This is a genomic window from Serinibacter salmoneus (assembly GCF_002563925.1).
Classification (GTDB): domain Bacteria; phylum Actinomycetota; class Actinomycetes; order Actinomycetales; family Beutenbergiaceae; genus Serinibacter; species Serinibacter salmoneus.
The window spans coordinates 1098049-1112064 of the sequence record NZ_PDJD01000001.1; the positions used below are offsets into that span (position 1 = coordinate 1098049).

Here is a 14016-nt window from a genome sequence, read left to right on the forward strand (position 1 = left end):
ACTCGCATCAACGAGCGTATTCGCGTGCCCGAGGTGCGTCTCGTCGGCCCGAACGGTGAGCAGGTCGGCATCGTTCGCGTCGAGGACGCCCTGCGTCTGGCAGAGGAGGCGGACCTCGACCTCGTCGAGGTGGCACCGAGCGCACGTCCCCCGGTTTGCAAGCTCATGGACTACGGCAAGTTCAAGTACGAGGCCGCCCAGAAGGCGCGCGATGCGCGTCGCAACCAGGCGAACACCGTGCTGAAGGAGATCCGTTTCCGCCTCAAGATCGACGCGCACGACTACGAGACCAAGAAGGGTCACGTGGAGCGCTTCCTCGGGGCGGGGGACAAGGTCAAGGTCATGATCATGTTCCGCGGACGCGAGCAGTCACGCCCCGAGATGGGCATCCGGCTGCTGCAGCGGCTCGCGGAGGACGTGATCGAGCTGGGCACGGTGGAGTCCTCGCCGCGGCAGGACGGCCGCAACATGACCATGGTGCTCGCGCCGACCAAGCGGAAGTCCGAGGCACGCGACGAGAAGCGTGGCAAGGCCCGTCCGAACGCCCGTGGCCGCGACCGCCAGCAGACCGCACCTGAGCAGCCGGAGGCGAACGAGCAGGTGCAGGAGCCCAGGCAGACCGAGGCTGCTCCGGCACCGCAGCAGGCCCCCGCGCCTGTCGCTGCCGAGGTTCCCGCCGAGCCCGCAGCGGCCGCCGAGCCCGCACCGGCCGCCGAGGCACCGACCGATGCCGCGCCGGCCGCCCCGGCGAAGCCTCGGCCCGCGACCCCGCGCCCGGCACCCAAGCCGGTCGCGAAGCCCGCGGCTGCCAAGCCCAAGCCTGCGGCGCGTGCACCGCGCCCCGGGCCGCGCAAGCCCGCCTGACCCAGGCGGACCGAACTCCCGGAGCGGCGCCCCGCACCGGATATGTACGACCAGCAAGCCCCGCACCCCGTGCGGCCGACGACAGGATGGCGAGATGCCGAAGAACAAGACGCACTCCGGTGCCAAGAAGCGCTTCCGGGTGACCGGCAGCGGCAAGATCATGCGCGAGCGCACGGGTGTGCGTCACCTGCTCGAGCACAAGACGTCCACCCGCAAGCGTCGTCTCGGCTCGGACGCGGTCGTGGCTCCGGCCGACGTCCGCAAGGCCAAGAAGCTTCTCGGCCGCTGAGCCGGGTCAACAACGTTAGGAGACTCACGTGGCACGCGTGAAGCGGGCGGTCAACGCCCAGAAGAAGCGCCGGGTTACCCTCGAGCGCGCCTCCGGCTACCGCGGGCAGCGTTCCCGCCTGTACCGGAAGGCGAAGGAGCAGGTCACCCACTCCCTCACCTACAGCTACCGCGACCGTCGCGCCAAGAAGGGTGACTTCCGTCGCCTGTGGATCCAGCGCGTCAACGCCGCGGCCCGCGCCAACGGCCTGACCTACAACCGGTTCATCCAGGGCCTGAAGGCCGCGGAGATCGAGGTCGACCGTCGGATGCTCGCCGAGCTCGCCGTCAACGACCCGGCCGCGTTCACCGCGCTGGTCGAGCTCGCGAAGGCTGCTCTGCCGGAGGACGTCAACGCGCCGAAGGCCGACTCCGCCGCCTGAGGCTGAGGCACTCACGAGGCCCGCTCCCGTTCCGGGGGCGGGCCTCGTTGCGTCTCCGGGGAGAGTCGAGACCCTCGGCCGGTGAGAGAGCCTGATTGAGTCGAGAGAGCCCCGCAGTGGGACTCTCTCGGGTGAAGGAGACTCTCTCGTGAGGAGGACCGGGTGATGCGCCATTTGTTCTAGTGAAACTAGAACTATATGCTGGTGCTCGACGGCGTAGCGCACCCCGACGTGGTGCGGTTGCCGTCGCCCACAGGCAGTAGGCGAGTGTCGCAACGCGAGGGGAGGACAGTGTGCTGATCCGACTGGACTCGAGTCTGGGCACCCCGCTGTACGAACAGCTCGCCACCGCGGTGCGCTCCGGGGTGGCCGCAGGGCAGATCGCGGCGGGGGAGAAACTCCCGCCCGCCCGCGAGCTCGCCACCACCCTCGGCGTCAACGTGCACACCGTGCTGCGGGGATACGCGATCCTGCGCGAGGAGGGCCTGCTGGAGGTGCGCCGGGGCAGAGGGGCCGTGGTGACCGCAGGTGCCGAGGGTGCCACCTCCGCCGATCGCGCCGCCTTCCGGGACGCTGTCGCCACCGTTCACCTCACCGCCCGGCGCCTGGGCCTGACCGCCGACGACCTCGCCGCGACCATCCGAAAGGGATACCAGCCATGACCACCCGTCCCACGGTGCGCATCGCCGCCACCGGAGTCCTCCTCGTTGCCGTGGCCACCGGCGTGACCGTGGCCCTGCTCGGTGCCTGGAGCAGCGCGCTGCCCGACCCGGTCGCGACCCATTGGGGCACCGGAGGGTCCGCCGACGGCTTCGCCTCCGTGGGCGCGATGGTGTGGGCGGTGGTGATCACCGGCGTGCTCGGGCTGGCCCTCGCCGTCTGGTCCGCGCTGACCTCCACGCCCAGTCTTGCCCGCACCCTCCTGGCGACCACCGTGGGCACCGTGGCGTTCATCGACGCCCTGCTGCTGGCGAGCATCGCCGCGCAGCGCGGCCTCACGGAGGCCACCGGCGTCGCCTTCTCCGGCTGGTGGTTCGTCATCGCCGCGGCTGCCGCGCTGGCCCTGGCGGCCTTGGCGGCGCTGCTCGTGCCGACCTGGCGCGCGCCCTGGCAGGCCGCGGGGGTGCGGGCCGAGGCCATGCCGTTGGCCGCGGGCGAGAACGTGGTGTGGGCTGTGCCGGCGACCTCGGGCAGCGCCGGGAGCGTGGCCGCGATCCTCGGGGTCGCCCTCGTTCTCATCGTGGCGCTGGTCAGCCGGATGTGGTGGCTGCTCGCGCTGGCGGCCGTGCTCGCGCTGGTGATGGCCGCGTTGCTCTCGATCCGCGTGGCGGTGGGGCCCGGCGGTCTGACGGTGACCGGCCGCCTGGGTTGGCCCCGTGTCCACATCCCGGCCGAGGAGATCACGGCTGTGGCCACCGAGCAGGTCAGCGCCTTCCGTCAGTTCGGCGGGTGGGGCTACCGAGTGGGCATCGCCGGCAGCCTCAAGGGCGCACGCGGGTTCGTGCTGCACTCCGGTGAGGGGATCGTGGTCACCACCCGGTCGGGGCGCCGGGAGGTGGTGGTGGTGAACGGCGCCGGGCAGGGTGCCGCTCTCCTGGAGGCCTACCGTGAGCGCGCTGCGGCGCGCTGACGCCCACCGGCAACGCCACCGAGTCGTGACCTCGACCTGCCCGGCGCCCCTCAGAGGTGCCAGACTGGTCCCGTGCCGATCGCTGCCGTCCTGACCAACCCACGCGCCGACCGCGTCAGCGCCATCCGTGCGCTGGAGCGGGTCTCGGCGCGCCGTCGGTACGGGCGCATCCTGGTGGAGGGGCCGCAATCGGTGCGAGAGGCGGTGCGGCACGTGGCACCCCGGGTGCGGGATGTCTACCTGACCCACCGCGCGCGGGAGCGCTGGCCGGAGATCGAAGAGGTCGCGCTGGCCGCCGGCCTGTACGTGCACCCCACGGACGATGCGGTGATGGCCCGGATGTCCACCGACGCCCAGGGGGTCCTCGCCGTCCTGGAGGACGCCAGCCCCACCCTGGCCCAGGTGCTGGAACGGATCACCACGCCGCGCCTGGTGGCCGTGTGCGAGCAACTCTCCGATCCGGGGAACGCGGGCACGATCATCCGCGCCGCCGATGCCGTGGGCGCCGATCTGGTGGTGCTCAGCGAGGGCAGCGTGGACATCACCTCACCGAAGGTGATCCGGTCCACCGCTGGATCGATGTTCCATCTCCCTGTGGTGCGCGGACGCAGCCTGACGGAGATCCTCACGGCCCTGCGGGAGCGGGGCCTGGCGATCCTGGCGGCCGACGGCGCCGGGGAGGGTGACCTGGAGAGTTTCGGGATGCTGCACCGCCCCAGCGCGTGGGTGTTCGGCACGGAGGCCGCCGGATTGAGCGACCTGGCCCGCGCGCAGGCCGACCGTGTGCTGCGGATCCCGATGCGGGGCAACGCCGAGAGCCTGAATGTGGCGATGGCCGCCACGCTGTGCCTGTACGCCTCCTCGCGGGCCCAGGCGCCGCTCGCGGCGCGCGTGCGCCGGTGACCGGAGTCTCCGGAGTCACCGGGGCGTCCGCGTCGCCGGCGCTCCTGGACCTGCCCGAGGGCGAGGTCGCCGCACTCCTGCCCCGGGTGCCTCGCCGCGGCGCGGCCCACCCGGCCGTGCTGGGGATCGCGGGTGCACCCGGGGCGGGCAAGTCCACCCTGACCGCCACCCTCGTGGCGGCGGCGCGTGCCGAGGGCCTCCGGGTCGCGGAGGTGGGGATGGACGGTTATCACCTCGCGCAGGAGCTGCTGATCGCGCGCGGGCAGACCGAGATCAAGGGCGCCCCGGCCACCTTCGACGCCGCCGGGTACGTGCACCTGCTGCGCCGGATCCGCGCGGGTGAGCGGGTGTACGCCCCCCGGTACGAGCGCGGGGCCGGGAACCCGATCGCCAATGCGGTCGAGGTCGACCCCGCCGTCGATCTCGTGATCACCGAGGGCAACTACCTGCTGCTGCCGGAGGGCGCCTGGGCCGGGGTGCGTGGTGAGCTGGACGCCGCCTGGTTCCTGGAACTCGCGTCCCAGGTGCGCCAGGAGCGGCTCCTGGCGCGCCACCTCGCGCACGGCAAGGACCCCGAACGGGCCCGCGCGTTCGCCTACGGCTCGGACGAGCACAACGCGCGCGCCGTGGCCGCGAGCCGGGAACGAGCCGATCTGGTGCTGCGCCTGCGCCCGGCGGCGCCGCCATCTGGCAGGATGGGCGCATGAGCATGGCCCGTGCCTTCGCGCGCCCGGAGCGATTTAGTCGCCCCGGGCCCACGCGCGCCTGAGCACCACCGCGCCAGAGCCCGGGGCCGCATCAACCCGACAGCCCCGCCCGGACCGCCCCGGGAGACAACCGGAAGGACCCGCATGACCAGCGACACCACGCTGCCCGACGTCGCCGTGCCTGCCCCCACTGATGAGCAGGCCGTCCAGGCCGTCCTCGATCAGGCGCTGGCCGCCGTCGCGGCCGCCGCCACCCTGGAGGAGCTGAAGGAGGCGCGGATCGCCCACACCGGCGACCGAAGCCCCCTCGCCCTGGCCAACCGCGCGATCGGCGGCCTGGCGAAGGAGGAGAAGGCCACCGCCGGGAAGATCGTCGGACGCTCCCGCGGCCGCCTCACCGGCGCCATCAAGGAGCGCGAGGCCGTGCTGGAGGCCGAGCACGCGCAGGAGGTGCTGCGCACCGAGACCATGGACGTCACCCTCACCCGGGCGCAGAGCGCGATCGCCGCCGCCACCACGGGTCAGGCCGGCGCCCGCCACCCGATTGCGCGGATCTCCGAGGAGATCGCGGACATCTTCGTGGCGATGGGCTGGGAGATCGCCGAGGGCCCCGAGGTGGAGCACGAGTGGTTCAACTTCGACGCGCTGAACTTCACCCCGGACCACCCCGCACGTCAGATGCAGGACACCTTCTTCCTTGCCGACGGCGAGGAGGAGGACCACCTCGTGCTGCGCACCCACACCTCCCCGGTGCAGGCGCGCGCCCTGCTGGAGCGCGAGCTCCCGCTGTACGTGGCGTGCCCGGGCAAGGTGTTCCGCACCGATGAGCTGGACGCCACGCACTCCCCGGTCTTCCACCAGGTCGAGGGCATCGCGATCGACAAGGGCCTGACCATGGCGCACCTCAAGGGCACCCTGGACCACTTCGCTCGCGCGATGTTCGGCCCGGAGGCGCGCACCCGGCTGCGCCCGAGCTATTTCCCCTTCACCGAGCCCAGCGCCGAGATGGACCTGTGGTTCCCGCAGAAGAAGGGCGGCGCAGGCTGGATCGAGTGGGGTGGCTGCGGGATGGTCAACCCGAACGTGCTGCGCAGCGTGGGCGTGGACCCGGAGGTCTACTCCGGGTTCGCGTTCGGCATGGGCATCGAGCGGGCCGTGATGCTGCGGTACGGCATCGAGGACATGCGTGACCTGATCGAGGGTGACGTGCGCCTGTCGCGGGCGTTCGCGATCGCCGGTGAGTCTGGAGGGAACAACTGATGCCGTACGTCATCAAGCCGTGGCTCGCCGAGCACGTGGCGGTGGCCGAGGACGCCACCGCCGAGAGCATCGCCGCCGCGCTGGTCTCCGTGGGCCTGGAGGAGGAGGAGATCCACACCTCCGGCATCACCGGTCCGCTGGTGGTCGGCCGGGTGCTGGAGCTCACACCCGAGCCGCAGAAGAACGGCAAGACCATCAACTGGTGCCAGGTGGAGGTCGGTGAGGACGCCCCGCGGGGCATCGTGTGCGGGGCGCACAACTTTGGCGTCGGTGACTCCGTGGTGGTCGCCCTGCCCGGTGCCGTGCTGCCGGGGGACTTCGCGATCGCCTCGCGCAAGACCTACGGTCACGTCTCCGACGGCATGATCTGCTCCACCGAGGAGCTCGGGATGGGTCCCGACCCCGAGCACGGGATCCTCGTGCTCGCCCGCGCCGGCGAGGCCGGGGCCGAGGACCCGTCGGGCGGCGCGACGGCGGAGTGCACCGTCCCCGCACCCGGCACCGATGCGCTGGAGCTGCTCGGGCTCGCCGAGGAGGTCCTGGAGATCAACATCACCCCGGACCGGGGGTACTGCTTCAGCATGCGCGGCGTGGCCCGCGAGTACGCGCACGCCACCGGTGCCACCTTCACCGACCCGGGCCTGCCCGCGCCGCGTGGCAGCGCCCCGGCCGTGCCGGCGCCCACGGAGGACGGGTTCGCGATCGAGGTGGCCGATACCGCCCCGATCAACGGCGAGGTCGGCTGCGACCGGTTCGTGGCGCGCATCGTGCGCGGCATCGACCCCGCGGCGCCCTCCCCGGAGTGGCTGCAGCGCCGACTGCGCCAGGCCGGGATGCGTCCCATCTCCCTGGCGGTGGACGCCACGAACTACGTGATGCTCGACCTGGGCCAGCCGCTGCACGCCTACGACCTGGGCACCCTGGCGGCGCCGATCGTGGTGCGCCGCGCCCAGGAGGGTGAGCGGCTGCGGACGCTGGACGACGTCGATCGCGCCCTGCACCCCGAGGACCTGCTCATCACCGACTCCCCGGGCGGGGAATCCGGGTCCCGCGCGATCGGCATCGCGGGCGTCATGGGTGGTGCGGACACGGAGGTCTCCGCCGCCACGCAGGACGTGCTCATCGAGGCCGCCCACTTCGATCCGATCTCCATCGCCCGCTCCGCCCGCCGGCACAAGCTGCCGAGCGAGGCCTCGCGCCGCTTCGAGCGTGGCGTGGACACCAAGCTCCAGGCCATCGCCGCGCAGCGCGTAGTGGACCTTCTGGTCACCTACGGCGGCGGCACCGCGGACGATGCGGCGGTGACCGACCTGGACGCCACCCACCCGCGCGGCACCATCACGCTGGACCCGCAGCGCGTGGCGGCCCTGGTGGGCGTGGACTACAGCTACGACGAGGTGCACGACGCCGTGGAGGAGCTGGGGGCGAGCGTCACCGACATCGCCGACGGCGACCACCGCGAGCTGCTGGTGACCCCGCCGAGCTGGCGTCCCGACCTCACCGAGCCGATCGACCTGACCGAGGAGGTCGCCCGCCTGCTCGGGTACGACCGGGTCCCCTCGGTGGCGCCCCGCGCCGGGTCCGGTTCGGGCCTGACCCCCGCGCAGCGACTGCGCCGCTCGGCCGAGCGCACGCTGGCGGAGTCCGGGTACGTGCAGGTGCTCTCCTTCCCGTTCGTGGGCACGGGCGTGCACGACGCGCTGGGCGAGGCCGCCGACGACGAGCGGCGCGCCGCGGAGCGCCTGGCGAACCCGCTCGCGGACGATGCGCCGGAGCTGCGCTCCAGCGTGCTGGCCTCCCTGCTCCCGGTCGCGGCGCGCAACCTCGCCCGCGGCGCCGCCCAGGTGGCGGTGTTCGAGGTGGGGTCGGTGACGTTCGTGCGTCCCGGCGGACCGAGCCCGCTGCCTCCGGGCGGCGCGCACCCGGGCGAGGAGGTCATCGCGGCGATCCACCAGGCGATCCCGGTCCAGGAGCAGCACGTGGCCGGGGTGCTGGCCGATCCCACGGTCAAGGGTGCGAGCGAGCAGAACGCCCACACCGTGATCGCGACCGTGCTGCGGCTGGCCGAGACCCTCGGTGCCGACCTGGAGGTCGTCGCCCAGCCCGTCGCGCAGCCGCACGCCCCCTTCCACCCCGGGCGCTGCGCCGTGCTGCGCACCCGCTCGGGCGCCGTCGTCGGCTATGCGGGCGAGTTGGCCCCGACGGTCGCCTCGGTGTTCTCGCTGCCGCACCGGGCCGCCGCGTTCGAGCTGGACCTGCAGGTGCTGGTGGAGGCCGCGGGCAGCGCCCCGCGGGTGGGCAAGCTCTCCACGTTCCCGCTGGCGAAGGAGGATGTGGCGCTCGTGGTGGATGCCGAGGTGCCCGCCGAGACCGTGCGTCTGCTCGTGGCCGAGGCCGCGGGTGACCTCGCCGAGTCTGTGGAGCTGTTCGACGTGTACACCGGCGACCAGCTCGCCGAGGGCCGCAAGTCGCTCGCGTTCGCGCTGCGGCTGCGCGCCGCGGACCGCACCCTGACGGCGCAGGAGACCGAGGACGTGCGGCAGCGGATCGTGACCCTGGCCTCCGAGCGAGTCGGGGGTGAACTGCGTGCCTGAGACCGGGATGGTTGCGATCGTCACGGGCGCCTCGCGCGGCATCGGCCGCGCGATCGCGCTGGACCTGGCCGCCGCCGGCTTCGGCGTCGGACTGCTGGCCCGCAACGGCGAGCGCCTGGCGCAGGTGGCGGCCGAGATCCGCGCGGCGGGCGGTGAGTGCGCCGTCGCGACGGCGGATGTCACCGACGCCGGTGGCGCTGCCGACGCCGTGACCCACCTCGAGGGCGCGCTCGGCCCCACGACCCTGCTGGTGAACAACGCCGGGCGGATCGACGCCGAGGTGCCGCTGTGGGAGGCCGACGTCGAGCAGTGGCGCGCGGTGATCGAGACCAACCTGATCGGCTCCTTCCACGTCTCCCGCGCCGTCGTGCCCGGCATGGTGGCGCGCGGCGCGGGCCGCGTGGTGGAGCTCGCCTCCGGCGCCGGCGCCCGCGACACGGTGGTGACCAGCGCCTACACCGACTCCAAGGCGGCGCTGCTGCGCCAGGTCGGGCACCTGCACGAGGCCGGGTTCGACCTCGGGCTGCGTGCCTTCGGCCTCGCCCCGGGCGTGGTCGTGACGGACATGACCTCCTCGATGCGGCAACACGAGGGACGCACCGACTTCACGCCGGTGGAGCGCACCTGCGAGATGATCCGCGCGATCGCGACCGGTGAGCTGGACGCCTTCTCCGGGTGCTACCTGCGCGTCACCTACGACTCGCCCGCCTCGCTGCGCGCGCGCCTGGAGAAGGGAGCGCTTCCGCCGAGCGCTCGTCGGTTGCTGATCGCGCCGTGGGGATCCGATGACCCGCACGGCGACGGGTTCACCCCCGTGCGCTGACCACTCGGCACCGACCCTCCCGGGACCAACGTCCCGGGTGCGGGGTAGGGGAGTCGGTCAGGCTGGAGCCATGTCGGTGATGCTCGTCACATTCAGCAAGCACGGGTCCACCTCCCGAGCGGGTGAGGTCGTCGCGCAGGTGCTGAGCGAGGCCGGCCACGAGGTGATCACGCGCACGCTCCCCCTGGACCCGCCCGGCCGGGTCACGGACGACCTCGTGACCGCGTGCGTACGCGATCGTGTCAGCGCGGTGGTGCTCGGCGCGGCCGTGTACATGAACGCGTGGGCTCCGGGTGCCCTCGCGGCGCAGCAGGCGCTGCTGGCCGCGGACGTTCCCGTCTTTGCGTTCGCCCTCGGACTCCAGGACGTCACCGACGAGCCCGAGAGCGCGCAGTGGAGTGCGCCACGTCAGGGGTCGACGGCCGATGAACGGGTGAAGTTCGGTGGCACGATCCCGAGTTCCGGGCTCTCGCTGAAGGAGCGCGCCATCGTGAAGATGGTGCGAGCCGCACCGGGGGAGCACACGGACTGGGACGCGGTGCGGGCGTGGGCCCGCGACGTGGCCGCCGCGGTCCCGGGTGTCTGAGACGCCTCAGATCTCCAGCACGAGCTTGCCGGTGCTGCGGCGGCACTCCAGGTCGCGGTGCGCCACCGAACAGCACCATCATCCCGCGCGGTCGCCGTCGGTGAGGTCGACGAGTGGTCCGGCTGCTACCTGCGGGTCACGCACTCGCCGACATCCCTGCGCGCGCGGATGGCTGCCGGCGGCCGCGCGGCGCCTAGTGGTGCTGCCGTGGGGAGAGAACGACCCGCCGGGAACTCCGCCGGCGCGCTGAGGCTTGACCGGTACATTATCCCCGGAACATGTGGCGAGGTTGAATGCATGGTGGTCGCATGATCGTGCCGCTCGTGACCTTCAGTATGCGAGGCACGAGGGCGGCGGTCGGCGATGAGATCGCCGAGTCCCTGCGCGAGGACGGCCTGGACGTGGTGCGCCGGTCGTTCGGCGCGGCGGACGAGGTCGGGATCGACGTGCCCGAGCTGATGGTTGGAGTGGCGCTGCCGCCCCGGAGCGCCCACGAGCGCGTGACTCTCGCCGACACCGTCCCCACCGAGGGCCGGAGCCTCAAGGAGCGCGCTGTCCTGGCGATGGTGCGCGCCGAGCCGGGCGAACACATCGACTGGGATGCCGTCGGTGCGTGGACACGGGGCGTGGGCGGATTGCTCGTTTGAGGGCGGTCCGCGGGTTCCGATGTAGTCGGCGAGCGCTGGCTGGGCCCATAGTCGGGCCTTGCCGTGCCCCGGGGGCGTGAAACGCGGTCCAGCGCAGGTCGGTCAGTAATCGACCGTCCTCGGACAGGATGTCCGGACATGATTTAATGTTTGACTATCGGAACCCGATCCGACTCTGCGGTGCAGAGGGTGCTATGTTCCGTTCTGTTGCGACGACGCAACCACGGAGATCAGGAGGGGCTGTGAGCAAGAACATGAGTGTTCGACTACGGGGTCTGGGGCTTGCCTGCGCGCTGGTATTGTGATTTGGCGCAGTAACATCCGCATCCGCGCTGACGATCGGATCGACATCCAGTCCTCAGCGTGCAATGTACAATGGGGTGTCCTATGCGGACGGGGCGGGATCGATGTACGGGTCCGGCTACAATTACGTGGCTACAAGTGCTCGCGTCAAGGATCCTGTTGCCAACTCGGGTGCCGCGTACATGCACATGCGCGCCAGCAAGGGGAACGTGCATATGCAGTCCCGATCCGCCAATAGGACGTCACGGTATTGGGGATACGTCGCGATCGGTGACCTCTGGTTTTCGGCTGGTTCAGCGGGCACCTACAAGACCGGAAAGACATGTGAGGATCTGGCTTGGCGACCAGATATCTGCTCCAAGAGCAAGAGTGGATACTAGTCCGATTCATTGTCACCGATGATTGGTTCCCGGGCGAAGTGGAACGAGGGTTCAGTTGAGTCATGATTCGATTGCGGCGCCCCCGTTGGTCTTGGAGGGTATTCACCTTTCTTATCGGGAGGTCTCTGTTCTCAATGGTGTGGACCTTGAACTTCGCCCCGGAATCACCGCACTGCTTGGCGTCAATGGGGCCGGCAAGACGACGCTGATGAACATTGCAGCTGGATCCCTTCGGCCTGACCGCGGGCTCGCCGCCGTCGTCGGACAGGCCGTCTACCGCAGCCGTTCCCGCCGAAGAGCGTTGCGCCACGTCGCCATGATGCCGCAAGGCTCTTCGTTTCCGGGGAATCTCACGGCGCATGAGACCGTCCGCTACATTGCGTGGATGCGTGGCATGCCGCCGCACGTGACGGCCGGTGCCGCGACCGATGCGCTCGATCGTGTGGGTCTTGCTGCCGAGTCCTCGCGAAAGATCCGTCGGATGTCGGGTGGCATGCGTCGACGAGTCGCCTTGGCGCAGGCGATCGTCTCGTCGCCATCGCTCCTTCTTCTGGATGAACCCAGCACTGGTCTCGACCCGGAGCAACGCCACGGCATGGTGGCGCTGGTGAGGCAACTGGGCGGCACCGTACTCCTGAGTTCTCATGTAATGGAGGACGTGCGGGACCTTGCCGACCGCGTCCTGGTGCTGCACCGGGGTTCCATTCGGTTTGACGGTACTGTGGCCGAGCTCGAACGGTATGGCTCCGACGGCAACAATCGGGCTACCGAAGAAGGGTTCCTCGCAGTGATCAACGACGGCCCACGATGAGCGTGCTCTCGCTGAGGGTCAGGCGCTCTCACGCATTTGGTGCATTGCCATTGCTCGCCGTCGTCGCCATCGTCGTCGTGTTTAGTCGAGATGGATGGTCCTGGGAGTGGGGGCGGGCTATCAGTTGGGCAACGTCATCGACTCTCTTGCTCGCGCCGATAGCCGCAGGCCTTGCGGCCCTTGACGCGCGAAAGTTCGGACGGGGGATACTCGGAAGTATTGCCTCATCATCTGTCAACGGATTCTGGGGAGTGTATCTCGGAACAGTCATTGTCTGGTTCGGTGCCGTTGTCGCCTGGCTCGCGGGTGTCGTCGCAGCGATCGTCGTCACTGCCCAGAGGGCCGACGGCTTCAGCCTTGAGCCTGCCCTCGCGGCGACAGCACTCACGACGCTTCTCGCTGCCGCCTCGCTCGGCGCGGTGGCCGGAATCCTCTGGGACCATGTCGTCGTCGCACCCCTCGTCGCGCTTGCTGTCTACCTCCTCCCGTTGACGCTCGGGCAAGTGATTGAGGTGCGTGACCTGTTTCTCGCGGGAGGAGCAACCGGGACGCTCGCCGGTACGGCTCCCAACCCGGTTGTGACCGCTACGCATCTGTTGGTCCATGGCGCCATCTCCCTGATGGCGCTGCTCGTGATCTGGGTGCAGTGCCGTCCGCGTTCAGCGGCTCGATCCAGCGTGGTGGTGGGCAGTGTGATCCTGGTTGCTGTTGCCCTAGGTGCCTACCTCGCAGCCGAGCCAGTGAAGTCCGCACGCGTGAATACACCGAGCGCGAACGTGTGCGAGGTGAGTTCCTCTGGCGCGGTAGAGGTCTGCGGTGCGCCCGAGACGCGCGCTCTCTACTCGGTGGCGGCCGAGTCTCTCGATGGGGCCATCCAGCAACTGGCTGAGCGGGGGGTCGTGGCGGCGTCGCGGTACGAAGAGGCTGGCAACGGGCGCGTTCTCGACCCGGAGGTGGGGATCCTTGCCGTAGATACGGTCGCGGTCTCGGCCGCCGACATCGGGGTGGACGATGTCGTTGCTGCGCTCGTGGCCCCGCGCGCCTGCCCGTTCCTGTACGACGAGGAACCGCCGGCGGAGCACCTCGACGTTCAAGCAACTCTGGCCGCCTGGGTCTACGACGTCCTGGGTGGTGTGCCGACCGAGCCGGGCGACGACCGGGCGGCGAGCGAGACCATGAGGTGGCTCGCGTCGTGTTCGCCGGCGGGTGCCCCGGCGTGGACGTACCTCCCGTGAGCATGCTCGGCGTCCTCGTCCGCGCGCACCGGGCCACGGGGGTGGTCGCGGTCTATGCGTGCGTCACGGTCGCCGGACTGCTCGCCGCCGGAGATTCGCTCGGGGTGCCGCTCGCGGAACGTGACATCCCGGTGCGCCTGCTCGTGGCGATCGTGCTCTCCACGGTGGGAACCGTTGCTCTGCTCGAGCCGGTTCCTGACCTGGGTGCCACGTTTGTGCGTGGCGGCTCGGTGCGGCTGGGGGTAGGCCTGACCCTCACCGCTTGGTTCGCTCTCGCGTGGGTGGGGACGTCGATACCCGGGCCCGTTCTCGGTGCCGAGGCGTTCATGGCCGCCATGGTGTTCACGAGCGGGGCGCTCGCCGTGCACGTGCTGAACTCGGCGGCGTGGATCGTGCCGTTCGCACTCGGGGCACTGCTGGTCTTCGTGGATGGCTCGCCGGCGGCGCCCCTGTCAATGGCGCTCGGGTACCTCCCGTTGGTGCTCGCGCCGATGCTTCTGCTGGTGCCGCCGGTGGTGACTCTCGTCCGGCGGCCAACTGCGCGTAGTACGGCGGAGTGAGGC

General features: G+C 70.8%; 15 protein-coding genes. All 15 read left to right on the forward strand.

What is annotated here, in order from left to right:
• Window positions 1-24: 24 nt before the first annotated feature.
• The 15 genes from infC to ATL40_RS04850 all read left to right on the forward strand — a co-directional run bounded on the left by infC (window position 25) and on the right by ATL40_RS04850 (window position 14013).
• A complete protein-coding gene (gene infC, locus ATL40_RS04780) occupies window positions 25-864 on the forward strand; it encodes a translation initiation factor IF-3 (RefSeq protein WP_245866757.1) in 840 nt (279 codons plus the stop codon).
• Window positions 865-958: 94 nt separating this feature from the next.
• A complete protein-coding gene (gene rpmI, locus ATL40_RS04785; RefSeq protein WP_098468543.1) occupies window positions 959-1153 on the forward strand; it encodes a 50S ribosomal protein L35 in 195 nt (64 codons plus the stop codon).
• A 28-nt stretch (window positions 1154-1181) separates the two neighbouring features.
• On the forward strand, window positions 1182-1574 hold the full coding sequence (rplT, locus tag ATL40_RS04790) for a 50S ribosomal protein L20 (protein WP_098468544.1): 393 nt from the start codon (window positions 1182-1184) through the stop codon (window positions 1572-1574).
• Between the two features lie 293 nt (window positions 1575-1867).
• Window positions 1868-2236 (forward strand): GntR family transcriptional regulator, encoded by a 369-nt coding sequence (locus ATL40_RS04795; protein WP_098468545.1) that lies wholly within the window; start codon window positions 1868-1870, stop codon window positions 2234-2236.
• Window positions 2233-3204, forward strand: coding sequence for a DUF1648 domain-containing protein (locus tag ATL40_RS04800; protein ID WP_098468546.1), 972 nt, complete (start codon window positions 2233-2235; stop codon window positions 3202-3204). Before ATL40_RS04795 ends, ATL40_RS04800 begins: the two co-directional genes overlap by 4 nt.
• 72 nt (window positions 3205-3276) lie before the next feature.
• Entirely contained in the window at window positions 3277-4107 is an 831-nt protein-coding gene (locus ATL40_RS04805) for a TrmH family RNA methyltransferase (protein WP_098468547.1), read from the forward strand.
• Window positions 4104-4814, forward strand: a complete 711-nt coding sequence (locus tag ATL40_RS04810) for a nucleoside/nucleotide kinase family protein (protein WP_245866759.1) — start codon at window positions 4104-4106, stop codon at window positions 4812-4814. The genes ATL40_RS04805 and ATL40_RS04810 overlap by 4 nt, the downstream gene beginning before the upstream one ends.
• 144 nt (window positions 4815-4958) lie before the next feature.
• Window positions 4959-6074: a phenylalanine--tRNA ligase subunit alpha gene (gene pheS / locus ATL40_RS04815; protein WP_098468548.1), complete on the forward strand. Its 1116-nt coding sequence runs from the start codon at window positions 4959-4961 to the stop codon at window positions 6072-6074.
• Window positions 6074-8668, forward strand: coding sequence for a phenylalanine--tRNA ligase subunit beta (pheT, locus tag ATL40_RS04820; protein ID WP_098468549.1), 2595 nt, complete (start codon window positions 6074-6076; stop codon window positions 8666-8668). Before pheS ends, pheT begins: the two co-directional genes overlap by 1 nt.
• Entirely contained in the window at window positions 8661-9491 is an 831-nt protein-coding gene (locus ATL40_RS04825; RefSeq protein WP_245866762.1) for an SDR family oxidoreductase, read from the forward strand. Before pheT ends, ATL40_RS04825 begins: the two co-directional genes overlap by 8 nt.
• Before the next feature lie 70 nt (window positions 9492-9561).
• Window positions 9562-10077, forward strand: a complete 516-nt coding sequence (locus ATL40_RS04830; protein WP_169925874.1) for a flavodoxin domain-containing protein — start codon at window positions 9562-9564, stop codon at window positions 10075-10077.
• A gap of 308 nt (window positions 10078-10385) precedes the next feature.
• The gene (locus tag ATL40_RS04835; RefSeq protein WP_098468551.1) at window positions 10386-10724 is read left to right on the forward strand and encodes a hypothetical protein; all 339 of its coding nucleotides are present in this window, start codon (window positions 10386-10388) and stop codon (window positions 10722-10724) included.
• Between the two features lie 822 nt (window positions 10725-11546).
• On the forward strand, window positions 11547-12218 hold the full coding sequence (locus tag ATL40_RS04840; RefSeq protein WP_169925875.1) for an ABC transporter ATP-binding protein: 672 nt from the start codon (window positions 11547-11549) through the stop codon (window positions 12216-12218).
• 50 nt (window positions 12219-12268) lie between these two features.
• A complete protein-coding gene (locus tag ATL40_RS04845; RefSeq protein WP_143556863.1) occupies window positions 12269-13453 on the forward strand; it encodes a hypothetical protein in 1185 nt (394 codons plus the stop codon).
• On the forward strand, window positions 13450-14013 hold the full coding sequence (locus ATL40_RS04850; RefSeq protein WP_143556864.1) for a hypothetical protein: 564 nt from the start codon (window positions 13450-13452) through the stop codon (window positions 14011-14013). The genes ATL40_RS04845 and ATL40_RS04850 overlap by 4 nt, the downstream gene beginning before the upstream one ends.
• Window positions 14014-14016: the final 3 nt, after the last annotated feature.

Coding starts and splice junctions, on each gene's coding strand:
- rpmI (WP_098468543.1), top strand. CDS start 959: ATGCCGAAGAACAAGACGCACTCCGGTGCCAAGAAGCGCTTCCGGGTG.
- ATL40_RS04800 (WP_098468546.1), top strand. CDS start 2,233: ATGACCACCCGTCCCACGGTGCGCATCGCCGCCACCGGAGTCCTCCTC.
- pheS (WP_098468548.1), top strand. CDS start 4,959: ATGACCAGCGACACCACGCTGCCCGACGTCGCCGTGCCTGCCCCCACT.
- pheT (WP_098468549.1), top strand. CDS start 6,074: ATGCCGTACGTCATCAAGCCGTGGCTCGCCGAGCACGTGGCGGTGGCC.
- ATL40_RS04830 (WP_169925874.1), top strand. CDS start 9,562: ATGTCGGTGATGCTCGTCACATTCAGCAAGCACGGGTCCACCTCCCGA.
- ATL40_RS04835 (WP_098468551.1), top strand. CDS start 10,386: ATGATCGTGCCGCTCGTGACCTTCAGTATGCGAGGCACGAGGGCGGCG.